The organism is Paenibacillus sp. OK076 (assembly GCF_900110055.1).
In the GTDB taxonomy this organism is placed as follows: Bacteria; Bacillota; Bacilli; order Paenibacillales; family Paenibacillaceae; genus Paenibacillus.
On the sequence record NZ_FOCH01000001.1, the window covers coordinates 3,690,826 to 3,713,026 of the forward strand.

24 protein-coding genes and 1 riboswitch are annotated in these 22,201 nt (G+C 47.6%); of the genes, 3 read left to right on the forward strand and 21 right to left on the reverse strand.

Annotated features, from left to right (window positions below; translation table 11 throughout):
• Positions 1–39 precede the first annotated feature (39 nt).
• Positions 40–203: riboswitch (FMN riboswitch) on the reverse strand.
• Positions 204–349: 146 nt separating this feature from the next.
• The 6 genes from BMY78_RS16360 to BMY78_RS16385 form a co-directional block, all read right to left on the reverse strand.
• On the reverse strand, positions 350–781 hold the full coding sequence (locus tag BMY78_RS16360) for a peptidylprolyl isomerase (RefSeq protein ID WP_024630947.1): 432 nt from the start codon (positions 779–781) through the stop codon (positions 350–352).
• A gap of 223 nt (positions 782–1,004) precedes the next feature.
• The gene (lysA, locus tag BMY78_RS16365; RefSeq protein ID WP_090900699.1) at positions 1,005–2,336 is read right to left on the reverse strand and encodes a diaminopimelate decarboxylase; all 1,332 of its coding nucleotides are present in this window, start codon (positions 2,334–2,336) and stop codon (positions 1,005–1,007) included.
• A 104-nt stretch (positions 2,337–2,440) separates the two neighbouring features.
• Entirely contained in the window at positions 2,441–4,051 is a 1,611-nt protein-coding gene (locus BMY78_RS16370; RefSeq protein ID WP_090902520.1) for a spore germination protein, read from the reverse strand.
• Between the two features lie 83 nt (positions 4,052–4,134).
• Positions 4,135–4,557, reverse strand: coding sequence for a stage V sporulation protein AB (locus tag BMY78_RS16375; protein ID WP_063565738.1), 423 nt, complete (start codon positions 4,555–4,557; stop codon positions 4,135–4,137).
• Positions 4,544–5,200 (reverse strand): stage V sporulation protein AA, encoded by a 657-nt coding sequence (locus BMY78_RS16380; protein WP_090900702.1) that lies wholly within the window; start codon positions 5,198–5,200, stop codon positions 4,544–4,546. Before BMY78_RS16380 ends, BMY78_RS16375 begins: the two co-directional genes overlap by 14 nt.
• Positions 5,201–6,378: 1,178 nt before the next feature.
• Positions 6,379–7,269 carry an AraC family transcriptional regulator gene (locus BMY78_RS16385; RefSeq protein ID WP_090900705.1) on the reverse strand — a complete coding sequence of 297 codons (891 nt, stop codon included), beginning with the start codon at positions 7,267–7,269 and terminating at the stop codon, positions 6,379–6,381.
• Positions 7,270–7,377: 108 nt separating this feature from the next.
• Between BMY78_RS16385 and BMY78_RS16390 the strand changes: the two genes are divergently transcribed.
• A complete protein-coding gene (locus tag BMY78_RS16390; RefSeq protein WP_090900708.1) occupies positions 7,378–8,310 on the forward strand; it encodes a DMT family transporter in 933 nt (310 codons plus the stop codon).
• Between the two features lie 88 nt (positions 8,311–8,398).
• Here BMY78_RS16390 and sigF read toward each other — a convergent pair whose 3' ends face one another.
• From sigF to BMY78_RS16445, 11 genes are all read right to left on the reverse strand, one after another.
• Positions 8,399–9,154, reverse strand: a complete 756-nt coding sequence (sigF, locus tag BMY78_RS16395) for an RNA polymerase sporulation sigma factor SigF (protein ID WP_076291907.1) — start codon at positions 9,152–9,154, stop codon at positions 8,399–8,401.
• 14 nt (positions 9,155–9,168) lie between these two features.
• Positions 9,169–9,624: an anti-sigma F factor gene (gene spoIIAB, locus BMY78_RS16400; protein ID WP_062324397.1), complete on the reverse strand. Its 456-nt coding sequence runs from the start codon at positions 9,622–9,624 to the stop codon at positions 9,169–9,171.
• Entirely contained in the window at positions 9,621–9,974 is a 354-nt protein-coding gene (gene spoIIAA, locus BMY78_RS16405; protein WP_036663380.1) for an anti-sigma F factor antagonist, read from the reverse strand. The genes spoIIAB and spoIIAA overlap by 4 nt, the downstream gene beginning before the upstream one ends.
• Before the next feature lie 143 nt (positions 9,975–10,117).
• Positions 10,118–11,239 carry a D-alanyl-D-alanine carboxypeptidase family protein gene (locus tag BMY78_RS16410; protein WP_256222220.1) on the reverse strand — a complete coding sequence of 374 codons (1,122 nt, stop codon included), beginning with the start codon at positions 11,237–11,239 and terminating at the stop codon, positions 10,118–10,120.
• Positions 11,240–11,545: 306 nt separating this feature from the next.
• Positions 11,546–12,370, reverse strand: a complete 825-nt coding sequence (locus BMY78_RS16415; RefSeq protein WP_090900713.1) for a purine-nucleoside phosphorylase — start codon at positions 12,368–12,370, stop codon at positions 11,546–11,548.
• A gap of 188 nt (positions 12,371–12,558) precedes the next feature.
• A complete protein-coding gene (locus BMY78_RS16420) occupies positions 12,559–13,449 on the reverse strand; it encodes a tyrosine recombinase (protein WP_090900716.1) in 891 nt (296 codons plus the stop codon).
• A gap of 73 nt (positions 13,450–13,522) precedes the next feature.
• Positions 13,523–13,765, reverse strand: a complete 243-nt coding sequence (locus BMY78_RS16425; RefSeq protein ID WP_024630960.1) for a DUF4227 family protein — start codon at positions 13,763–13,765, stop codon at positions 13,523–13,525.
• Between the two features lie 157 nt (positions 13,766–13,922).
• Entirely contained in the window at positions 13,923–14,390 is a 468-nt protein-coding gene (locus BMY78_RS16430) for a ferric iron uptake transcriptional regulator (protein WP_024630961.1), read from the reverse strand.
• Positions 14,391–14,498: 108 nt separating this feature from the next.
• Complete coding sequence (gene spoIIM / locus BMY78_RS16435) at positions 14,499–15,128, reverse strand: stage II sporulation protein M (RefSeq protein WP_079694097.1); 630 nt, start codon at positions 15,126–15,128, stop codon at positions 14,499–14,501.
• Between the two features lie 187 nt (positions 15,129–15,315).
• Complete coding sequence (locus tag BMY78_RS16440; RefSeq protein ID WP_371129140.1) at positions 15,316–16,536, reverse strand: endonuclease Q family protein; 1,221 nt, start codon at positions 16,534–16,536, stop codon at positions 15,316–15,318.
• A complete protein-coding gene (locus BMY78_RS16445) occupies positions 16,536–17,111 on the reverse strand; it encodes an NUDIX domain-containing protein (RefSeq protein WP_090900720.1) in 576 nt (191 codons plus the stop codon). The genes BMY78_RS16440 and BMY78_RS16445 overlap by 1 nt, the downstream gene beginning before the upstream one ends.
• Before the next feature lie 120 nt (positions 17,112–17,231).
• On the opposite strand from BMY78_RS16445, the gene BMY78_RS16450 reads away from it, so the two are divergent.
• A complete protein-coding gene (locus BMY78_RS16450; RefSeq protein ID WP_090900723.1) occupies positions 17,232–17,366 on the forward strand; it encodes a Z-ring formation inhibitor MciZ in 135 nt (44 codons plus the stop codon).
• 128 nt (positions 17,367–17,494) lie between these two features.
• On the opposite strand, the gene BMY78_RS16455 is transcribed toward BMY78_RS16450, so the two are convergent.
• Positions 17,495–18,628, reverse strand: a complete 1,134-nt coding sequence (locus tag BMY78_RS16455; RefSeq protein ID WP_090900726.1) for a tripeptidase T — start codon at positions 18,626–18,628, stop codon at positions 17,495–17,497.
• Between the two features lie 83 nt (positions 18,629–18,711).
• Between BMY78_RS16455 and prli42 the strand changes: the two genes are divergently transcribed.
• On the forward strand, positions 18,712–18,813 hold the full coding sequence (gene prli42 / locus BMY78_RS16460) for a stressosome-associated protein Prli42 (protein ID WP_090810668.1): 102 nt from the start codon (positions 18,712–18,714) through the stop codon (positions 18,811–18,813).
• A gap of 27 nt (positions 18,814–18,840) precedes the next feature.
• On the opposite strand, the gene lipB is transcribed toward prli42, so the two are convergent.
• The 3 genes from lipB to BMY78_RS16475 all read right to left on the reverse strand — a co-directional run bounded on the left by lipB (position 18,841) and on the right by BMY78_RS16475 (position 22,200).
• Entirely contained in the window at positions 18,841–19,548 is a 708-nt protein-coding gene (gene lipB, locus BMY78_RS16465) for a lipoyl(octanoyl) transferase LipB (RefSeq protein WP_090900730.1), read from the reverse strand.
• A gap of 162 nt (positions 19,549–19,710) precedes the next feature.
• Positions 19,711–21,165, reverse strand: coding sequence for a dihydrolipoamide acetyltransferase family protein (locus tag BMY78_RS16470; RefSeq protein ID WP_090900733.1), 1,455 nt, complete (start codon positions 21,163–21,165; stop codon positions 19,711–19,713).
• Between the two features lie 48 nt (positions 21,166–21,213).
• Positions 21,214–22,200 carry an alpha-ketoacid dehydrogenase subunit beta gene (locus BMY78_RS16475; RefSeq protein WP_090900736.1) on the reverse strand — a complete coding sequence of 329 codons (987 nt, stop codon included), beginning with the start codon at positions 22,198–22,200 and terminating at the stop codon, positions 21,214–21,216.
• Position 22,201: the final 1 nt, after the last annotated feature.

Genomic DNA, 22,201 nt, shown 5'->3' on the forward strand with positions numbered 1-22,201 from the left:
AGCAACACTCCTGCGGAATGCGGTCCCTAAGGACGGCACCCTCTCCTTCTCCCATCCAGACTATACTGTCGGTTCTGGAATTACACCAGATCAGCCATCTGCCACAGGCAGACGGGTCACGGACTTTGCATCAATGCTGGAAAGATATCCTCACATACTGCATCACCGCCGGTAGGGAATTACACCCTGCCCTGAAGGATTCGTTGCGTTATTAATTGGATGTTAGCACTTTAACGTCAAAAAATCAATTGTTTTTTGTTCCTTTTTGTCACATACTAACTTTTAATAAGCTTAAGTGTAAACAAAAACCGCTTCGCTCATTGCGAAACGGTTTACATACGGATATTGATTAAGCTTCTACTACTTCAACAGTTTCCATTTTGTCGCGACCTTCGAAAGCGTCCACGAACTCCATACCTTTGGTTACTTTACCAAATACAGTATGTTGTCCATCCAAATGTGGTTGCGGTTGGTAGCAGATGTAGAACTGGCTTCCGCCTGTGTTACGGCCTGCATGTGCCATAGCCAATGTTCCGCGCTCATGTTTGTTCGGGTTGATTTCACAGTTGATTGTGTAACCTGGGCCGCCTGCACCGGAACCGTTAGGGCATCCGCCTTGAGCTACAAAGCCCGGAATAACACGGTGGAATACAAGACCGTTGTAGAAACCGGAGTTAGCCAGTTTCTCAAAGTTTGCTACTGTGTTTGGAGCTTCTTGATCGAACAAATCGATTACAACTTCTCCGCCGTTTGCCATTTTGATTTTCGCTTGTTTCGCCATATGTAAATGACTCCTTTCGTATTGACCATCGTTAATGGTGCCAGAACGCATGACCCTGGGCCAAGCTTTATAGCACTTTTCTTAGTGTACACTGAAAATGGATTGATCGCAAAATAATCAGCAAGATTTTTTCAAAATCCTGCCCTAAAGATGCAAAAGAAGACAAAAAAGGAGTGTCCTTTTTTGTCTTCTTCATAATAGAGCTCCGTTAGATATCCTTTAATTAACGGGTAACTGGTTGCTTTGCAATGCGCTCAGGCACCAGGTCATTCTGGATGATATCCTGATACGTCTCACGGCGTACGACAACATCGCCTTGACCGTCTTTGACAAATACCACTGCCGGACGACGAATCCGGTTGTAGTTGCTTGCCATAGAGTAGTTGTACGCGCCTGTGCAAGCTACTGCGAGCAGATCGCCGCTTTGCACTTTAGGCAGGTCCAGATCCCAGATCAGCATATCACCACTCTCACAGCATTTACCAGCAACAGATACCGTTTCCTGAGCAGCCTCATTTGCACGGTTTGCCAATACAGCTTCATATTTGGACTCATACAGTGCTGGACGTGGATTGTCTGTCATTCCACCATCCACAGCAACGTATTTACGAACCCCTGGAATATCTTTGCTTGTTCCAACGGTATAGAGTGTTGTTCCCGCTTCACCTACAATGCTGCGGCCTGGTTCAACCCAGATCTCAGGCACAGCATAGCCGATTTGAGCAAAATGATTTTTCACCGCATCCGTGATGGCTTTTACGTATTGTGAAACTTCAAGTGGTGTATCTCCATCAATATAGCGGATACCGAAGCCACCGCCCAGATTAACCACTTTGAATGCCACGTTAAGACGCTCATACACAGCTGCTGCAAACTCAGCAACGCGTTGAACGGCCATTTGGAAGCCTTCAACTTCGAAGATTTGTGATCCGATGTGTGAATGTACACCGAGCAATACCAGATTTGACTGCTTGGAAGCCAATTCAATGGCTTCAAATGCCGTTCCGTTTCCGATATCGAATCCAAATTTGGAATCCGTTTGTCCTGTCGAGATATATTCATGCGTATGCGCTTCAACACCAGGCGTCACACGCAGCAAAATGTTAACTTTGCGATTTTTGTCTGCGGCTACAGCTTGCAGCAAGTGCAGTTCATTGAAGTTATCCACAACGAAGCAGCCAATCTCTGCATCAAGCGCCATTTCGATCTCTTCCAGCGTTTTGTTGTTGCCGTGGAAGTGAATACGCTCTGCCGGGAAACCGGCTTGCAGTGCGGTGAACAATTCACCATCGGATACAACATCCAGGGAAAGTCCTTCTTCCGCAGCAAGGGCACACATCGCCATTACGCAGAATGCTTTACTTGCATAAGCAACCTGGAAGCCCAGACCTGAAGCACGGAACGCTTCCATGTACTCTCTGCAGCGCTCACGAACCAATTGCTCGTCCACAACATACAGGGGAGTTCCAAATTGTGCTTTCAAGTCGGTTGTATCGACTCCGCCAATTTCCAGATGTCCCTGTGCATTTATTTTACTTGTACCATGTAAATACATAATCTGCATTCCTCACTTTTTTATATACTGGAACAGCTGTTATTCCAATGATTTTACACCAGTATATCAAATTAGAAAATGAGAAGAATGGATTTTTCGGCAGATCATTTGTGTTTTTTACTTTTTTGCAGTTCCCCGTCCGGATCATTGTCCATTTTGGTATTGTCACGCGTTTTGTTGATTGAAGGACGTTTTTTATTTTCCAACAGCGGCAAACGGAACAAAAAGTTACCCAAAGCCTTTGCATTAAACGGTATGAATGGCCAGAGATACGAAGAGTTGTAGGAGCGATGCAAGGTGAGAGCCACAATAATGAACGTCGTCCCGACTACGAAGCCAGGGACCTTGAAAATCGCCACGGCCACCAGCAAAAACAACCTCACCAAGCGATTGGCCAATCCAAGCTCATAACTGGGAGTTGCAAACATGCCAATTGCGGCTATCGCCATATACAGTACAACTTCATCCACAAAATAACCCGTTTTCACAGCGATATCTCCAACCAGAATCGCTGCAATCAACCCCATGGCCGACGCGAGTGGCGTGGGCGTATGAACAGCCGCCATCCGTAATAAATCGACCCCAAATTCAATGAGAAGGAACTGTAGAATTAGAGGAAGCTCTGCATTCTTATGTGGACCGATAAATTCCATACCAACGGGTTTAATCGCCGGGTCAATCACCATCAGTAACCACAGAGGCAACAGGAAAAGGGATATCAAAATGCCCCCGAATCGTACCCATCGCAGATAGGTCCCCATAAAAGCGGTCTGTCTGTTCTCCTCCGCATGCTCACACAGATCAAAAAAGGTCGTGGGCAGAATCATCACACTGGGTGAAGTATCTACAAATATGACAACTCGCCCTTCCATCAGATGAGAAGCGGTCACATCCGGCCGTTCCGAATAACGAACCAATGGATACGGGTGCCACCCCTTATTAATAATCGCTTCTTCAAGCTGCTTATCAGCAGCAGGGATACCGTCGATATTCACTCGTTTGATTTTTTCACGAACGGAATCCACCTGAACCTTGTCCACGATATCGTCAATATATACAACACAGACATCCGTTTGCGATCTGCGTCCGACCTGCATAATTTCAAATTTTAATCCTGGGTCCCGTATTCTTCGGCGCACTAACGCCACGTTGGTCAGAAGTGTCTCCGTAAATCCGTCTCTTGAACCGCGCACCACTCTCTCCAGCGAAGGTTCCTCCGGGGAACGCACCGGATAGCTCCGGGTATCCATAATGATGACAGAACGGTCCCCTTCGACAAACATGGCACTCATGCCTGTGAGGACCTTGTTGATGACGGCGCTCATTTTCTCCACTCGCTCAACTTGAATATGAGGAATGTAACATTCGAAATACGATTTCAACGCATGTCCGGACACTTGGTCCGGTGTCAGATAAGTTAGCCTTTTTAACACTTCAAGTAGAATCTCATCCTTCGCAAACCCAGTCAGCAGCAGTAATCCAACGTGTTTGCCACCCAAGACCATTTCCCTCATATTCACATCAAAGGACTCTCCAAGTCCCAACACTTGCTGAAGCGTATATTTGTTATCACTCATGCGAGGGGAAATATCGTCGTTTTCCTGCCAATATTCTACCGATTCCTCGATACTGTCAGACATTTCATTTTGCTTCTTTTTATCGTAAGCCTTCTTTTCTTCTTCCTCCTGAATCTCATAAGGAGATTTATGCTTCATCTCTTCGGATGTTGCTTCGCTGGAGTCATGCCCGTCGTTGTCCGATCTTACGTCCATTTCCCATCCTCCTTAGGCCTAACGTTTTAACGCTGGTATACAAAAAAGTCAAACAGTGAACCTGTCATCTTCCCCAAAATCATAGCAAGCAGCAATCCAAATAAATACGATTTCATGCCCAGTCGTTTCGCCAGCACTGGCAGTACATTCAGCACTTCAGTCAGTGCCGCCGCAAGCAGTCCGATGAACACACCGCAAAACAGTCCGATGATCGGGCTGAGCAACAGCGCTCCATGCACTTTCCAGTGCCAAAAATCCGCAACGGTACCAAGCAGCGAACCTCCAATCAAAGCCCCTTCATACCAATGGGTTTTGTCGTAGGTCCGCGTAAGCTGAGCTAGTCTGGGGATCATATCAAGCACGAGAATAAGCGCAATCACACCGCTCCCTACCGCGATCCCCCCCGCAATGCCCAGTACAATGCTGATTGCTCCGTTAAGAACGCTCATCCGCATTCATCTCCCTGCGTTCCTCGTCATGCATACGTTCGGTTTCTTCAATCACCACATACTTGTCTACATTTTGCTGATATAGGAACATTTCCACTTCCAAAGGGGTAGGTTCTTCATTCCACTTTTTCTTGAATAAATGATTGAAAAACACCGCCATGCCAAACCCGATCCCAAGGGAATACGCCACCTGAAACAGATACGGATGCTCATCCCGGCGACCTGTAATCATCTCTACAATTCGAATCTGAACTTCCTGCATGTTTACGTCCGCATGAAAATTCATAATGGTCAATGCTGAGCCAAAGAAAAGCAGCAGCCACACCAGGATGAACAGAGATTTGGAAGGCTTGCCACTTCCCACAACCACCTCAACTAGCGTATGACCCGATCCGATTAATTCAACGGTGACATCTGGCAAGGCACGACGGATCTCGGGGATAATCTGCAATATATCAATGAGGATCAGATTGCCGTCCTCCGGTCCGGGACGCATCAATTCAAGCTCAAGCATCCTCCCTTCCTGTTCTTCGGGAGAGGTGAGCAAGTGAGCTACATCCCCAAGCTTGATACTTCGGCCCCTTTGGATACGAATACGGCTGCGCAAACGAACATAGACCGTTGGAGTGGGTGTCAGGGACATCCGAAACACTCCTTTACTGCGTAATTTAGGTTAGTATTTGAAGAATGTGAAAATTTATTACATTTTGGTTGGAAAAAGGTTGGTTGGACCCTGCGGGCGCTTCGAGATGGATCGGCCATCGGTCGCTGTTGTTCGGGGGGAGGATACACGCAGACACTCCGACGGCAGACCAACCTTTCGATCGCTGTTGTCTCCAAATTTTCTTGATTGATTTCTACTTGTGTAGAAATTCGGAGACAGTGTAGGCTTTCGAAGTAGCTTTCTTTCAGAAAGCTTTTAGGCGAACGCTTCGCTTCTTCAGGTCTAATCTGCCGCCTTCGTTGCTTATGTGTATCCTTAGACGAGCCCTCACGCTTCGCTCCTTTTGACCGATTCCATCCCTCCGCTGCACGCGTCCCCTTTTTTTCCAAAGGCCTGCAATAAACTTTCAGGGGTGAGGTATGAGGAAAAAAGCATCCAGAAACTCCGATGGCAGACCAACCTTCCGATCGCTGTTGTCTCCAAATTCTTTGGTTTGATTTCTACTAGTGTATGTCTTCAAATTCAGACAACCTATACCATAATGGATGTCAGGGTCCCAAAGGTCTTAATGTTGAGGCTGGCTGATTTTGACGAATTGTCAGACGATTTTCTAAGGAACACAGGACGTCTTATTCGGCCTTTGAGCCCTCTTTTTAAATTGTAAAGAACATCAGACACGTTATTTCCCAAAATCTCCTGAAAAAGAGCTGCAAGCGACTGTTTATCCTGATATAACGTGTCTCAGGTTTCTTAGATTTCTGCGAGCGCTCCAAATCCTTGAATAAGACGCCTCAGATTCGTCAGCGTTTGCTCGTTCATGAAGGACACACTCTCGCACATTAAGGATACAGCTCAATTGCTTACTCTGGACACGCTCGAGTATACTTCGCTTCTTCAGGTCTAATCTACCGCCTTAGTTGCTTATGTGTATCCTTGGGACAAACCCTCACGCTTCGCTCCTTTTGTCCGATTCCATCCCTCCGCTGCACGGGTCCCTTTTTTTCCAAAGGCCTGCAATAATGATGCAGGGAAGACGGTAGTAGAAGATTTTATTAGCTGGATTAATTACAGCTTTTTCTCTTTTACATTTCTTTTATGATTAATTCAAAAAAACAAAAAAAGCCGCTAATTTAGCGACTTATTGAGAGGAGAACATCTTATGGATTGACCATTTCTCTTCTAAACTTTAACGGGGTGATTTGCATGGTTTTGCGAAACTGATTAATAAAATAGCTCGTGCTATTAAACCCAACTTCATAAGCAATCTCGGTAATACTGCGTTCCTGGAGTTGTAGCAGCTCCACGCTCTTTTGGATGCGATAATCGATTACATACTGCACAGGGGTTATCTTCAGCATTTGCTTAAAATAACGGCAGGTTTCCGAGCGGCTTAACTGACCTGCCCTTGCAATGTCCTCCAATTGGATGGGTTCAGCGAAGTGCAGGTGAATCCATTCAACCATGTCCTTCATTCGCTTGCTTCTAATGATTTCGGATGGATCATATTCCAGCGCGTATCCGCTTGTAATCAGATGTTTCCATATCGTCAAAAGGCTTGAAGCCACATTCATTTCGTAAAATGGAGCCTGCTCATTCAGGTCCTTTTTAACATGTCGAATACCGTTAAGGATTTGAGCTCCCCAGGAAAGTTCCCTTTTGATATGAAGATAAGGTAAATTGGTTGCTGAGATATAAGGATGAACATACTTCAAATATAGCTCGGAAGGCACAACAAAATGAGGAGAAACATTAAGGCAAAGATAAATACAATGATCATTCTTACCCTGTTCCTCTGCCATGTGCATACAACCACTGTTGATAAACAGCCCGTCGCCTTGCGACACAATGACCTTTTGATCATTCACATGAAAAAGAGCTTCTCCCTGGACAACCAAAACAAACTGCAATTCATCATGCCAGTGCAAAGGAATATGCCCGTGAACATTGCGTACAATTGTGGTTTCATAACACGCAACGGGCAATGTAACCGTACGATGCTCCGTCAACTCCCTCCCGTTTTGATCAATCCTAAATTCTGTTTTAAGCATTTTTCTCATCTCAATATAATGATATTTATCTGTGCGATATTGATATTATTATAGTCTATTTCATTTTAATATAGCACTATTCTTATATTTAAGGTGAGGACGCTACCCATGGAAATATCTATTCAAAGATCTAGAAAATCTGGCCTGTTCTTTGTTCTTACAGGAGCGATATGCTGGGGAATTGGTGGAACGGTTTCACAAAAGCTGTTTCAACAATACGGAATTGAAGTCAACTGGTTTGTAACGGTACGACTGCTGATTGCTGGTATACTGCTGCTGACGGTTCAGTCCTTCACCACAAGGCGCTCGCAAATTTTCGATATGTGGAAGCAGAAAAAAACAGCCTTGCAGCTAATCATTTTCGGATTACTCGGGATGCTCGCTGTTCAATATACGTACATGGCGTCTATTCAACATGGCAACTCCGCGGTGGCGACACTCCTTCAATATCTATCACCAGTCATGATCATGGTCTATATGATCTGGCGAAAACAGGCTGCTCTGACTAGAAAGGATGTTATATCAGCGATTCTGGCTCTGAGCGGGTGTTTTCTCCTGCTGACCAATGGTTCTCTCTCCCAATTGTCTGTGCCTTTACCCGCAGTTTCGTGGGGGTTGTTATCCGGAGTCACCGCTGCCTTCTATACCCTCTACGCCGTGAAACTGATTGAAAAGTTTGATTCACTCGTGGTAGTCGGCTGGGCAATGATTATCGGAGGTGCTGCACTGAGTCTCATCCACCCACCGTGGAACTTGGACTTTGCCAGCTTGCGTTTGGAAACCTACGGATATTTGGCCTTCACCATTATTTTCGGGACGATGATTGCATTCTGGTTCTATATCGAAAGTTTAAAAAGTTTGTCAGCCAAAGAAACAAGTCTAATGGGAAGTGCGGAGCCACTTGCTGCCGTTGGCACCACTGTTATCTGGTTACATGAACCATTTGGATTATTTCAATGGCTGGGAACCGTATGTATCATTGGATTGATAGTATTGTTGCAGTCGAATCGTCCCAAGCCCATTCAGGCTAACGACAAATAACCTTCCTCGCATATTAATGCGCGATAGAAGGTTGTTAGTTGTCGTATATTGGTAGTTTAACGCCAATATTGTTGTCTGCAATCCAAAATCACTGTGCGATCTGGTCGCGGATGGATTGAAGTATTTTTTTCTCCAGCCGTGACACCTGCACCTGGGATATCCCCAGTCTGCTGGCGACTTCGGACTGAGTCTGATCCCGGTAATACCGGAGATATACAATCAGCCGCTCCCGTTCGCTGAGACCGCCAATCGCTTCGTTTAGCGCAAGTTTGTCAAACCACCGTTCCTGAGACTCGTCGGCAATCTGGTCCATTAGTGTAATCGGATCGCCGTCATTCTCAAACACCGTCTCATGTATGGAGGTCGGCGGTTTGTTCGCTTCTTGGGCAAAAACAACTTCCTCCGGGGTTACCCCCAGTTCTTCAGCCACTTCCTTGATCGTGGGCAGACGGTCCAGGTTTTTGGACAACTCATCCCTTTTCTTGCGGACTTTATTCGCCATCTCCTTCAGTGAACGACTGACCTTAAGGGTGCCGTCGTCCCGCAGGAAGCGCTGAATTTCTCCGATAATCATCGGGACAGCATAGGTGGAGAATTTTACATCATAACTGAGATCGAATTTATCCACCGATTTGAGCAGCCCGATACAACCAATCTGGAACAGATCTTCCGGCTCATATCCCCTGTTCATAAAACGTTGTACGACGGACCAGACGAGTCTGATGTTGCAGTTCACCAGCGTATCCCGTGCGACATGGTCACCCGACTGACTGAGCGCAATCAGCCGTTTGACCTCGGCATCGTCCAAATAGGTCTGTGAAGACTGTTTCACTTCAGCATCCATAAGACCACCAACCCCTAATTATACAATGCTTTCTTGGATTCAATCCTTTTCTTCATCTTGATGGAGGTGCCTCTGCCGGGCTCACTGCTGACTTCGAATTCATCCATGAAGTTTTCCATAATGGTGAAGCCCATGCCCGAGCGCTCAAGTTCGGGTTTGGACGTATACAGCGGCTGTTTCGCCAATTCAAGATCTTCGATGCCTTCACCGCGGTCTTCCACAATGATGGTGATCATGTCATCGCGAATCTCCGCTTGAATGGACACGACACCTTCCGGATTGTTGTTGTAACCGTGGATGATGCTGTTCGTTACGGCTTCCGAAATGACCGTCTTCAGATCGCTAAGCTCGTCCATCGTAGGATCAAGCTGGGAGATGAAGGCAGCAACCGTCACCCGTGCGAACGATTCGTTCTCCGACTTGGCCGCGAATTGCAGATTCATGAAATTTGTCCCCGTTCCTTCATTCATGAGACGACCTCCAGACCCGAGAGAGCAGTTCCCTCATTTTCGTAAATCGGCATAATCTTGAACAAACCCGACATTTCCAGCAAACGATACACTGGCGGATTGACATCACAGACAACCATCTTGCCGCCTTTATTCTTAATGAGCTTGTATCTTCCCAAAATGACACCCAAACCCGAACTGTCCATGAATTGCAGATCTTTCAGGCTGAGTACCAGATGCTCGCATTGTCTGCGCTGGATGGCTTCATCCATCTGCATCCGTACCATGTCAGCTGTATGGTGATCCAGCTCCCCGGATAATCGTACAATCAGAATCCCGCGGTGATGTTCCATTTCCACATGCAAGTTCACGTTTGCTCACTCTCCTCCCTGTCTTGAACAAGGATTTCTACGTTCCCGAAGGCTTTTCCTGCCCCCCGACAAAACTAGAAGAAAACCCCTATTTAACTACAAAATATGTTCAAAGGATGTACGTAACCTGCATAAATCGCCGTTTAATCAAACAGATTGGAGGTTGTGCGTTTGAACAGCTTCCACCAGCCAGCCTTGTCCACATCCTGCGGAGCCTTTATATCAAATTCCTTGATGACTTCATTGCCCTGGTAGACGACTAGCTTACCGACACTCTGACCTGCTTTGACCGGAGCTTTCACTTCTTTGGCCATCAGCAATTCATGACGGATCTCATCCGATTTCGCACCTTTGCGCATCAGCACACTATAATTTTGCGTTGCATTCAGCGGCAATTCGGCAACTTCACCTTTTTCAATTTTCAGACTGCCCAGCAGGTCCCCTGACTTGTACAGAGCTTTCATCGTGTATTGCCCAAAAGCATAATCAAACATCGAGGACACTTCGCTGTTCCGTGTTTTGGTATTCGGTTCTCCAAGTACTACCGCAATTGTGCGCAACCCATCCTTCATCGCGGTAGCCGAGAGACAAAACTTAGCTTCGGAAGTATATCCTGTTTTCAACCCGTCCGCACCGGAGTAGAAACGAACCAGCTTGTTCGTATTCACCAGCCAGAATGGCTTCTCGCTATCTTTACGAAGGTAGTCCTGGTATGCACCGGTATATTTCGTAATCCCCGGATGCTTCAGCAGTTCACGGCTCATGACCGCAATGTCATGGGCGGAAGAATAATGGTTTTCTACCGGCAGGCCGTTACAATTGGCAAAATGCGTATCCTTCATGCCGAGTTCCTTCGCGCGATCATTCATCAGTTGCACAAAGGCTTCCTCCGAACCGGCAAGTTTCTCAGCCATCGCTACAGAGGCATCATTACCGGAAGCCATAGCAATACCTTTTAGCATATCGTCGACCGTCATCTCTTCCCCGGGTTCCAGAAAAATCTGTGATCCGCCCATCGATGCGGCATATTCACTCGTTCTCACTTTATCCGTCAGCTTCAGCTTGCCAGAGTCGACCGCTTCAATGGTGAGCAGCATGGTCATAATTTTCGTAATGCTCGCCGGAGGCAGCTGATCATGACTGTTTTTTTCAAAAATGACAGTGCCCGTATCTGCATCCATCAAAATGGCGGAGCGTGCCGACGGGGCCAAATCGGTTCCACCCGCTGCTTTGGGAGTCTCTTCAGCCAGCGCGGTTGATGCCATCAAGGGCAGCAGGATACAAAGGGTCATGAACGATGCCATTATTCGTTTCTTCACTAGGGTTACCTCCTCAAATGACTTGCTTACTGCATGTTCCATGCATGTACTGCTAATCATTGTCGGCCCGATTGAAGTAAATTATTCCATGTAAAGAATGATTTCCCGAACTTTTTATGTAATCCGTGTGAAACACAAACATACGAGCTGGCACTCACTGAGCAGTTGAGCAGCACGTTTAGGAAAAAAAAGAAGCAACCCACCCAATGAATCACATTAGGTAAATCGCCTCTTCTTATTGATCAGTTACAATTACATTTGTGGAATAACAGCCAGTACAAGGGCCAGGAACGATTCACGAACACGCTCTGTCGTCTCCATTACCTCATCATGGGACAACGGCTGGTCCAGAATGCCGGCAGCCATGTTGCTGATACAAGAGATACCGAGTACTTCCAGGCCGGCGTGGCGTGCTACGATAACCTCAGAAACGGTAGACATGCCGACAGCATCCGCACCCAGCGTACGCAGCATCACGATCTCAGCCGGTGTCTCGTAGTTTGGACCGAGCATACCTGCGTATACACCTTCACGTACATCAAAACCTTGTGACGCGGCTGTATCCTTCGCCAGCGCACGCAGACGACGGCTGTATGCTTCGGACAGATCCGGGAAGCGAACTCCCAGTGCGGAGTCATTCGGTCCGATTAACGGATTCTTGCCTGTGAGATTCAGATGATCCGAGATCAGCATCAGGTCACCAGCTTCATATGAGGTATTCACTCCACCTGCAGCGTTCGTTACGAGCAAGGAAGTTACACCCAATTCTTTCATAACTCGCACCGGGAAGGCAGTAAGTTCAGGACCATATCCTTCGTACATGTGGAAACGACCCTTCATCATCACGACCGGACGGCCTTTGATGGTTCCCACCAGCAATTCACCTTCATGTCCCTCTACTGTGGACACCGGAAAATGCGGAATATCCTGATAAGCGATGCTGACGCCATCTTCAATCAATTCTGCCAAAATGCCAAGTCCTGAACCTAAAATCAAACCGACTTCCGGTTTAATCGTACTTTTGCTTTGGATATAAGATGCCGCTTCCAAAATCATCTGTTGGTTTAATGCTGTCATAAGATGTTCCCCCTTGAGTTGAAACGATCCGTCTGTATCCGCAAATGGAATCAATCCAAACTACGCGCTAACTACACGCTGAAATGATGCATTTGCTTATGTATAACGGCGTTTAAATGTGTTCAATTTATTTTATCCTAATTCGGACTATTGTTCTGCTTTTTTTCAGATTTGTAACCAAGTACAAACTATTTTGCCCGCGGATGATGAGATTCATAAATCTCTTTCATCGTTTTGCGGCCATGATGCCCATATTGTTGCCCAGGTTGCTCCACATGACCGAGCATGTCCTGCACCGCACGCGTATCTGCCCCACTGGCAATCAGGTGAGCCGCAAAGGAATGACGCAGCGTATGTGGTGTGATTTCACCCGAGATTCCCGCATCCATCGCTGCTTTTTTGAGCAGCTTCCAGAAGCCCTGCCGGGTTAATCGTCTACCAGACACGTTGACAAAGAGAGCCTGCTCGTCCGTCTCATTTTTGATTAGCCGATTGCGGTACTCATTCACATAAACACTTGCCCACTCTGCTGCTGGTGCACCGATTGGCAAAATTCGTTCTTTACCAGCACCTCCACAGCGAATAAAGCGCATGCCTGGCTGTACGTCCCGCACATCCAGTGCAATCAGTTCGGATACACGAATGCCTGTCGCATACAATAATTCCAGCATGGCCCGGTCACGCACCCCTTGCGGTGAACGAGTATCAGGGGACGCGAGCAGTAACTCGATCTCTTGGATGGTTAACACCTGCGGCGGTGTCTTGTCTGCTTTTGGAGCCTCCACATCAAACGTAGGGTCCTGTAATATGTCACCACGCCGCATCAAAAAATGAAAATAGGAGCGCAGGGATACGACGCTGCGGGCAATGGTTGCATTCGCACGTCCTGCCTGTTTCAGCTGGCCTATAAACAGGATAACATGCGTCCGGCGCACCTGCTCCGCTTCCCGGATACCGTATTCTTTATCCGCAAATTCGATGAACTTGTCCACGTCCCGAAGATACGATTCCAGAGTGCTGCTCGACATCCCTTTATCCTCTTCCAAGTATAAGGCATAGGCGTGTATCGTCTGCTTCATGTACAACGCTCCTCATCTGACAGGACTGCCACACGGGCAACCTGCTTCCGTATTTGCATCCCTGGCTGTCCAGCTACTCTCCGTACCAATAGAATAAACGGAGACGCTCTGCCATCGTAGGACGTCCTTCCCCGTTACTTGGCCATACCGTTTCCTGAAATACTTTAACCGCATTTCCTGTTGGCATCTGATATTGGTCCACAGGTGAGATCCATCCGTTGAACAAATCCAGGACATGATAGAACAGATAAACTAATGCAGCAAAAAATACGATAAATCGAATAAAACGGAGTCCTCTCCGCAGCGATATAATCATGGGTTGTACCCCTTTCTGGTTCATATCCGACTCGTCTAGAATCAGGGTATGTTAACGAACGCAGGAATATGACATTCAGGGTAAACCTCACATCACACGCTGGACCAAAAAAGCTCTCCCGTCAAAACCGCCGGTGAGAGCTTGAAGATATGCTATGTTATTCTTCATCTTTGGGCTTCTGGTCATTTTTAGCTTTGCAACGGTAACAAATTCCATGGAAATCCAGTCGGTGATCTACTACCGAAAAGTTAAATTCCCGCTCCAGTCGCTCTTCAAGCGGTCCAAGCCAGTCTTCACGTATTTCATCCATACTTCCGCATTGAACACAGATTAAGTGATGATGGTGATGCTTGGATGTATCTCCGCGTAGATCATAACGCGCTACACCGTCGCCGAAGTTGATTTTCTCTACAACATGCAGCTCACTCAGCAGTTCGAGGGTACGGTACACGGTTGCCAGACCGATTTCGGGAGCCTTTTCTTTCACGAGCATGAATACGTCTTCTGCGCTCAAATGATCTTCTTCATTCTCAAGAAGTACTCTTACGGTGGCTTCCCGCTGGGGCGTTAATTTATATCCTTGGGACTGTAGTTGCTGCTTAATTTTATCGATCCGTGCTTCCATTTTCTCCCTCCCCCTAGGAAATCACTGCACACTGCAACTTAACCCACTTCTTTCATTATAGGGGGAGTGCATAATTAAAGTCAACATTTTACACGATCACGCGCAATGCTAAGCCGGTAGCAGCATCGGTGTGACCCAGCGCATCATCGCAGGTGTAACCCATGTTTCAAATGACGCAACCCCTAACAGCAGCGCTGCCATAACGAGAGTTAACACCATATATGAAGCAAAAGGCTTCTGACGGCCTGGCGTCCGCTGCATCAGCACACGGTTCCGAATAATGTATAAGGAAAAGGTCATGGCCGACACACTGCAAATGAGCAGTACCGGAATCACGAATAAATTATGAGGCGCAACGGAAACCAGGGCAAATAACAGCCCTTTCCATGAATACTGTCCAACAAGGTAACCCACTGTAAAACCAATGAGCACTCCTTTCAGAAAATCCAGAACCAATATGCCCGGCAGGCCGATGACCGATAAACCCAGAATGAAAATCAGGCCAACCCACTTTAGGTGAAGCATGGCAATGTCCCAATAGGTTCCGGTCTCAGTCACCTGTCCGCTGTGCTGTACCGTCATGAAGAAGTTACCGAGGTACCCCTCCAGATCCTGGCGCTGTTCAAGAGATAGGGCATTAACCATCAGGGCGCCAAAAATGACACCGACCAGAAACAAGACAGCCACGAATACATATAAAGAGGTTTGGCCTTTGAATGTGAAGTAGGCAGAACGCATACAGGTACGGGTCCCCTTTCCGGTTATCATGCTGCAAGGATGTCGAGTGAAATCCTTATAGTCATTCTTATGAACCGGAATGCACACGTATGACTTCTTGTCCGGATTCCACTTCCTTCTACATGTCAAAATGTCGTTTTCGACCAAATGATGCGAACTCACTTTACGGGGCCTATCGCAAACCTCTCTACTCTGATCTTTCCTTACTGGACACCTTTCCGTAAGTGCCCCCACCACCAGATGACAATTCAAGTTGACCATTCCGCGCAGCAACGATAAGACCTGCCAGAACCGGTCCAACGACCTCTGCAAGTTCATCCTCGCTTGTACGATGTAATACGTTCATTTCCGTACCAAAGCGATCCAGCAGCTGGCGCAGTTTGGCTTTCCCCAAACCCGGGATGAATTCGAGCGGTACCTGATAGTGATAAGCAGGTCGGTTTGCGGGAACCTGAGGACTCTCCCGATCCGCGATTGCCAATATGCGATCGAGTACACCCTGCACAAGCTTCACACTGCCACAGTATGGACAACGTTCTGCCGACATCGCATGCTCGTCCATAATGCTTCCACAGGATGCACAATAGGTTCGGTGGTATTTGCCAAGTCTTGGATTCAAACCATAATTGGCCATAATGCTTCTGCCTGCTTGTCGTTTAAGTGCCAAGTTGAATTCGTCAAAGGAAGGCTTCTCGAGTTGTAACTGGTTGTACTCCCGGCCAATCTTGCCCAGAGAATGAGCATCCGAGTTCGTTAGAAAAGGAACTTGATCCAGTTCCCGAATATAACTGGCCATGGATGAATCGGAGCTTAGCCCAAGCTCAACCGCATCGATCAGGCTCGTATCCAGCACATCAGCCATACGAGGAGCTGTGCTGCCATATATGCCTTTATGCGGGGTAAACGCATGCGCTGGCACAATAAGCCCGCCACGCGCCTTTATCTCGCCCTGCATCTCAAGCGCAGGTACATATACCCGCTGTGAGCTCAGGTTCACATTTTTCATATAACGTTTTATCCAGTCCGTGAAGGACTTCATGGTTTTCAGATCACGGAAGTAGGCCAGCATATGGAACTCCCGCATTCCTGGCTCACGCAGTTCTAATTCCGTACCCAGCAGGATGGTTGTGTCCTGATACGCAATGCCTCCTCCCTCAAGCTCGGACATCGTGCCGTTCTCAAGCAGCTGTTCAATGTCCATCTGCACAACCGGGGAGTGGCAATCAATGACGCCGAGTAGGTGGATTCCTTTGCGATCCGAGGCTTCTCTAGCAATGTTCTCAAATGTCAGATCACGGCTGCCACTGATTTTAACAGCTTCACCGCGCGAAGTTCGCCCAATGTGAATATGGAGGTCAGCATAACAAGGCCCCCACCCTGCAGACGCTGTCTGCTGCTCATTCATCATTAAAACCGTCCTGTCGTTCTGTAAAGATCCCATGCATACACTGCCATCATCGTTTTGGCATCACTGATCCGATTCTGATCCATCAACTGATAAGCCTCTTCAATTGTAATCTCGGACACTTCAAGAAATTCATCTTCGTCCAAAGCCATGTCTCCTGCTTCGAGCTCCTCGGCGATGTACAGATGAATGATCTCATCCGCGAATCCTGGCGAAGTGTAAAACGAACGCAAATGCCGCAGTGATTTGGCTACATAACCAGTCTCTTCGCGCAATTCACGCGCTGCTGCCACTTCAGGTTCTTCTCCCGGGTCCAGCTTGCCTGCCGGAATCTCGACTTCGGTACGTCCCATAGCCTGACGATACTGATCAACGACCAGCATACGATCGCCATTCAGCGCGAGGACAGCTACCGCTCCAGGGTGACGGATGATCTCACGGGTAGCGGTCTGACCGTTAGGCAGCTTGACCGTGTCGACCTGAAGGGAAATGACTTTGCCCTCGAAGATGGGCTTTGTCGATATCGTCTCTTCGTCCAGTTTTGGATTGGCAGGATGTTTAGGATTGGTTGGGTTCATCTGTTCTTCAACTCCACTTCTTCGAATTTTGGTTCTCTTATACGTATAAACCTCTGTTTTTTGGCATATGGTGAGCTTATAGCGATTTCAAACAAATATAGCGAATCAGGGGGACAACCAATGAATAGTTATTTAACACCGCAATCCGTACACGTGGTCGGACAAGCCAGACAAGTCCAGCTCATACTCAAGCAATGGGTGCGTGAGTGGGGTCCAGATGCCAAGTTAGTTGATATGCTCGCTGGACGTAAATGATACTGTTCTTGGTCTGCAATACCCATGAAATATACCATGATTTTGCCAAAAAGTCCGAACTCGGTTTGTACCGGATTCGGACTTTTCAATTGATGCACGGGGGAGGTTCGCCCCTCAGTCTCTTTGGATTACTTTTGACTTGCAGCCGTTTCCTGAATAATAGCCACAACCACTTCAGATAATTTCACAATATCCTCGGCGCGGATGCGTTCTTTCGTCGTATGGATGTCCTCATAGCCTACAGCCAGATTGACCGTAGGAATGTTGAAGCCATTGAAGATGTTGGCATCACTGCCACCACCGGATGCAAACGTGCTGGTCTCTAGCCCCAGGCTCCGAATCGCACGCTGTGCAAGCTGAACAACCTCGTGTTCATCATGGAAGCCAAATGCAGGATAGAGAATCTCACTGCGGAATTCAGCGGTTGCACCATATTTACGGCATGTCGTTTCCAGTGCTTCACGCATCTGGGCCACTTGAAGCTCTACCTTCTCCTGCACAATACTGCGTGCCTCAGCCTCAATCTGCACAAAATCGCAAACAACGTTCAGTGCTGATCCGCCCTGGAATTTGCCGATGTTCGCCGTAGTCTCATCATCAATTCGTCCCAGCTTCATCGCCGCAATTGCTTTGGCCGCCACCTGAATGGCACTGATGCCGTCTTCCGGATTTACGCCCGCATGTGCGGATTTCCCATAGATGTTCATTTGAATTTCGGCTCTCGCCGGAGCTGCCACACAGATTGTACCCACAGCTCCGTTGGAATCCAGAGCGTAACCGAACTCGGCTTCAATATCGTTCGGATTCATGGCACGTGCACCAACCAGACCCGACTCTTCCCCAACAGTAATCACAAACTGAATTTTCCCATGAGGTATGTTGTTCTCTTGAATAGCTCGAATCGCTTCAAACAAAGCGGCAATCCCCGCCTTGTCATCTGCACCCAGAATCGTCGTGCCATCACTGCGAATCCAGCCGTCTTCACCCAGCTCAGGTTTAATTCCTTGTCCAGGCGTTACGGTATCCATATGACATGTGAAAAAGATTGGTGCTGCTTCTTCAGTATTCTCGGCTTCCCAGGTAACCACGAGATTACCAGCGCCATGTCCAGTTTTCTCCATGGTGTCGTCCTCATATACACTGAGGCCCAGTTGAGTAAACTGTTCTTTTAACACTTTTGATATATTTTGTTCATGGGTTGTTTCACTATCAATCTGCACCAGTTCCATAAAATGATCAATAACACGCTGCTGTTTTATCATAGGACTTTCCTACCTTTCGTCGATACGGTACAATACAATTACTATGGTCTGTTTATTCAATTGTTGAAAGGAGTTCTCTCATCATGCAAAAAAAGAAATGGTTCCGCATCATTATCTATCTCATGCTGCTCGCCATGATTGGGTCCACCCTTTTCATTGCGCTCGAACCTTTATTGTTCGGATAGAAACCTGAAGCCTTTGTACTGTCTGATTTACAGACGGGGAAGGGCTTCTTTTTCTGTAATCCAGGTAATCTCATACGGGAAAATACGGTTAAAGTATGGAACGATATCCTGCGCAACCTGCTCTATAGTATAGGTCTTGCCTGTAATATCCTCCAATGAGGTCACACCATACTGCTCAATCCCGCAAGGTACAATCCCCTGAAAGCCTGCGTGCTGAATCCCCGAGGTAATATTAAAAGCAAATCCGTGACTCGTCACGAAGCCGCGCCGATGTTTACATCGATTGAACTTTACGCCGATGGCGGCAATTTTCAAATCTCCGATCCACACTCCTGTGTACGCCTCTTTGCGTCCCGCTTCGATACCCTGATCAGCCAGGTAATCAATAATCATTTGCTCCAGACAACGCAAATAGCCATGTAAATCCAAGGCTTCATCCCGCCCAAGGACAAGTAACGGGTAACCTACCAACTGGCCAGGGCCATGATACGTAATATCACCGCCACGGTCAATTTGAAACAAGGAGATGCCTTGCTCCCGCAGCTCATCTTCACTGAGAAGCAGGTGCTCCGGGTGGTTCTGTGAACCGATCGTATACGTCGGCGGATGCTGGAGCAGCAGCATCTGTTCCGCGCCTTCTCCCTCATCCAGTTGCTGCACAATCGCTTTCTGGCGGTTCCAAGCCTCTTCATAATCAAGCATCGGTATGTACACCACATCCAGCGGCTTGCTCATGATTCCCCCACACCCTTCTGTTTCAATGTTAATTGCATGATGAGCATTCATTGAAGAAAACGGGAAAAGTGCACGGCCATTGGCACATACACTTTCCCATTATCCATCTATTCAGCGCTTGGCATCATTTGTAACTCATTGAAATGATGCACTTGCTCTCTCTTAATACACGTTCGATTCCATGGTGTATCCTTCAAGATTCTCTTTTACACGTTGCAGGAACCGTCCGCTAATGACTCCATCCAGAATACGATGATCCAGGGAGAGACAAAGGTTCGCCATGGAACGGACAGCAATCATGTCATTGATGACCACAGGTTTCTTGACGATCGACTCAAAGGTAAGAATCGCTGCCTGCGGGTAGTTAATGATAGGTTGTGACAGAATGGACCCAAATGATCCGGTATTGTTAACCGTGAACGTTCCGCCCTGCATATGGTCCAGCTTCAAAGTGCCTTCACGAGTTTTGCGTGCCAGCTCATCAATTTCACGAGCCAGGCCAGCGATGTTGCGCTGATCTGCATGTTTAATTACAGGTGTCAGTACAGAGTCTTCTGTACCCACTGCCATCGACAGGTTGATATCCCGTTTGACAATAATTTTGTCAACAGCCCATACCGAGTTCATGATCGGGTAGTCTTTAATCGCATTAACGACCCCCTTCATCATGAAGGACAAGTACGTCAGGTTGATGCCTTCCTTGCGCTTGAACTCATCCTTGAGTTTGTTGCGCAGCATCACCAGATTCGTCACGTCCACTTCGATCATCGTCCACGCGTGCGGGATTTCCGATACACTTTGGCGCATATTACGAGCAATGGCATTACGAACAGGAGTGACGTCGATAAAGTATTCGGATCTTCCCTGTCCGCCGCCCTCTACTTCGATTTTTGGAATTTTCGGACTTTCGGTCAGATGTATGCCGGAATGTCTCACAGGAACGCCTGCGTCAGCTGCTGGAACGGTTTCTCCGGCAGATGCGCCCAAGTCTGCATTTCCCCGATTCAATCCGCTGAAAGGAGAACCAGAAGGCACTCCCGAAGAGACCTGCTGTGCTGCTACAGGAGAAGACTGTGCAGACGCTGCGCCCGCGTTTCCACCCTGTGCAATGACTGCCAGTACATCCTTACGAGTAATCCGTCCACCTGCTCCAGTGCCCTGAATGCTCTGCAAGTTCAGACCATGTTCAGCTGCAAGGGATTGAACCGCAGGAGAATAGCGGTTACGCATCGGCTGATTGGGATCATGGCTTGTTGTACTCGCTGCACCCGCAGCAGGTGCGTAATTCGCACGTTGTTCTGCGTGAACATGATCACCATTCTGTTGCTGCGAAGCTTGTGTGACTTGCTCTGGTGCTTCCGCATCAGAAGCAGCTACCTGCATGCGGCAGATGGCTTCACCAACTGCAATGGTCGTACCTTCTTCGACCAACAGGTCACCCATAATTCCATCAACGGTTGATGGAATCTCTGCGTTGACTTTATCCGTAATCACTTCACAGATCGGTTCGTATTGTTCAACCCGGTCACCCGGTTTTTTCAACCATTTGGCAATGGTAGCCGAGACCAGCGATTCCGCCAGCTGCGGCATAATGACCTCGATCCATTTCATACTCATTGGTTATATCACTCCAAACTTTGCTTTTAAACTATCTCACTACACGAATTAATACTCGGCGAGTGTACGCATCGCTTCCTTGGCTTTCTCCTTGCTCAGCATATAGAATTTCTCCAATGTTGGGCTAATCGGCATTGCCGGTACATCCGGTCCGCAGAGACGCTGAATTGGCGCATCCAGTTCGAACAGACATTCTTCACTGATGATAGCCGCAACTTCCGCTCCTACACCACCGGTTTTATTATCTTCATGCACGATCAGCACTTTGCCTGTCAGACGAGCAGATGCAATGATGGCTTCGCGATCAAGTGGCTGCAATGTGCGCAGATCCAGTACGTGGGCAGTAATGCCTTCCTCACGCTCCAGCTCCTCGGCAGCCTGCATGACAAAATGAAGTGGCTGGCTATAACCGATAACCGTAATATCTGCTCCTTCACGAAGCACGTTGGCTTTACCGATTGGAACGATGTAATCATCTTCCGGCACATCTTCCTTGATCAGCTTGTAGCATTTTTTATTTTCAAAAAAGAGAACCGGGTCCGGGTCGCGAATCGCTGCTTTGAGCAGTCCCTTTGCATCGTATGCCGAGTATGGAGCAATAATTTTCAGACCTGGTGTGCCAAAAAAGATCGATTCAGGACATTGGGAGTGATACAGCCCACCAAAAATACCGCCGCCAATCGGCGCACGAATAACAATCGGGCAACTCCAGTCATTGTTGGAGCGATAGCGAATTTTGGCCGCTTCACTAATAATCTGATTCGTTGCAGGCAGCATGAAATCCGAATATTGCATCTCGGCAATAGGTTTCATACCGTACATCGCAGCGCCAATGGCTACACCTGCAATGGCTGATTCGGACAAAGGTGTGTCCATAACACGCATTTCGCCGAACTGATCCTGTAATCCTTTGGTTGTAGTAAACACGCCGCCTTTGAGTCCAACATCTTCACCAAGGATAAAAACATTTTCATCCCGCTCCATCTCTTCTTTCATCGCGAGACGGATTGCATCAATATATTCCATAACCGCCATG

What these genes read in the sequence shown, in the direction of transcription:
- BMY78_RS16360 (WP_024630947.1), bottom strand. Translation starts at nt 781, where the DNA reads ATGGCGAAACAAGCGAAAATCAAAATGGCAAACGGCGGAGAAGTTGTA.
- lysA (WP_090900699.1), bottom strand. Translation starts at nt 2,336, where the DNA reads ATGTATTTACATGGTACAAGTAAAATAAATGCACAGGGACATCTGGAA.
- BMY78_RS16370 (WP_090902520.1), bottom strand. Translation starts at nt 4,051, where the DNA reads ATGAAGCATAAATCTCCTTATGAGATTCAGGAGGAAGAAGAAAAGAAG.
- BMY78_RS16375 (WP_063565738.1), bottom strand. Translation starts at nt 4,557, where the DNA reads ATGAGCGTTCTTAACGGAGCAATCAGCATTGTACTGGGCATTGCGGGG.
- BMY78_RS16380 (WP_090900702.1), bottom strand. Translation starts at nt 5,200, where the DNA reads ATGTCCCTGACACCCACTCCAACGGTCTATGTTCGTTTGCGCAGCCGT.
- BMY78_RS16385 (WP_090900705.1), bottom strand. Translation starts at nt 7,269, where the DNA reads ATGCTTAAAACAGAATTTAGGATTGATCAAAACGGGAGGGAGTTGACG.
- BMY78_RS16390 (WP_090900708.1), top strand. Translation starts at nt 7,378, where the DNA reads ATGGAAATATCTATTCAAAGATCTAGAAAATCTGGCCTGTTCTTTGTT.
- sigF (WP_076291907.1), bottom strand. Translation starts at nt 9,154, where the DNA reads ATGGATGCTGAAGTGAAACAGTCTTCACAGACCTATTTGGACGATGCC.
- spoIIAB (WP_062324397.1), bottom strand. Translation starts at nt 9,624, where the DNA reads ATGAATGAAGGAACGGGGACAAATTTCATGAATCTGCAATTCGCGGCC.
- BMY78_RS16410 (WP_256222220.1), bottom strand. Translation starts at nt 11,239, where the DNA reads ATGGCATCAACCGCGCTGGCTGAAGAGACTCCCAAAGCAGCGGGTGGA.
- BMY78_RS16415 (WP_090900713.1), bottom strand. Translation starts at nt 12,370, where the DNA reads ATGACAGCATTAAACCAACAGATGATTTTGGAAGCGGCATCTTATATC.
- BMY78_RS16420 (WP_090900716.1), bottom strand. Translation starts at nt 13,449, where the DNA reads ATGAAGCAGACGATACACGCCTATGCCTTATACTTGGAAGAGGATAAA.
- BMY78_RS16425 (WP_024630960.1), bottom strand. Translation starts at nt 13,765, where the DNA reads ATGATTATATCGCTGCGGAGAGGACTCCGTTTTATTCGATTTATCGTA.
- BMY78_RS16430 (WP_024630961.1), bottom strand. Translation starts at nt 14,390, where the DNA reads ATGGAAGCACGGATCGATAAAATTAAGCAGCAACTACAGTCCCAAGGA.
- spoIIM (WP_079694097.1), bottom strand. Translation starts at nt 15,128, where the DNA reads ATGCGTTCTGCCTACTTCACATTCAAAGGCCAAACCTCTTTATATGTA.
- BMY78_RS16440 (WP_371129140.1), bottom strand. Translation starts at nt 16,536, where the DNA reads ATGATGAATGAGCAGCAGACAGCGTCTGCAGGGTGGGGGCCTTGTTAT.
- BMY78_RS16445 (WP_090900720.1), bottom strand. Translation starts at nt 17,111, where the DNA reads ATGAACCCAACCAATCCTAAACATCCTGCCAATCCAAAACTGGACGAA.
- BMY78_RS16450 (WP_090900723.1), top strand. Translation starts at nt 17,232, where the DNA reads ATGAATAGTTATTTAACACCGCAATCCGTACACGTGGTCGGACAAGCC.
- BMY78_RS16455 (WP_090900726.1), bottom strand. Translation starts at nt 18,628, where the DNA reads ATGATAAAACAGCAGCGTGTTATTGATCATTTTATGGAACTGGTGCAG.
- prli42 (WP_090810668.1), top strand. Translation starts at nt 18,712, where the DNA reads ATGCAAAAAAAGAAATGGTTCCGCATCATTATCTATCTCATGCTGCTC.
- lipB (WP_090900730.1), bottom strand. Translation starts at nt 19,548, where the DNA reads ATGAGCAAGCCGCTGGATGTGGTGTACATACCGATGCTTGATTATGAA.
- BMY78_RS16470 (WP_090900733.1), bottom strand. Translation starts at nt 21,165, where the DNA reads ATGAGTATGAAATGGATCGAGGTCATTATGCCGCAGCTGGCGGAATCG.
- BMY78_RS16475 (WP_090900736.1), bottom strand. Translation starts at nt 22,200, where the DNA reads ATGGCGGTTATGGAATATATTGATGCAATCCGTCTCGCGATGAAAGAA.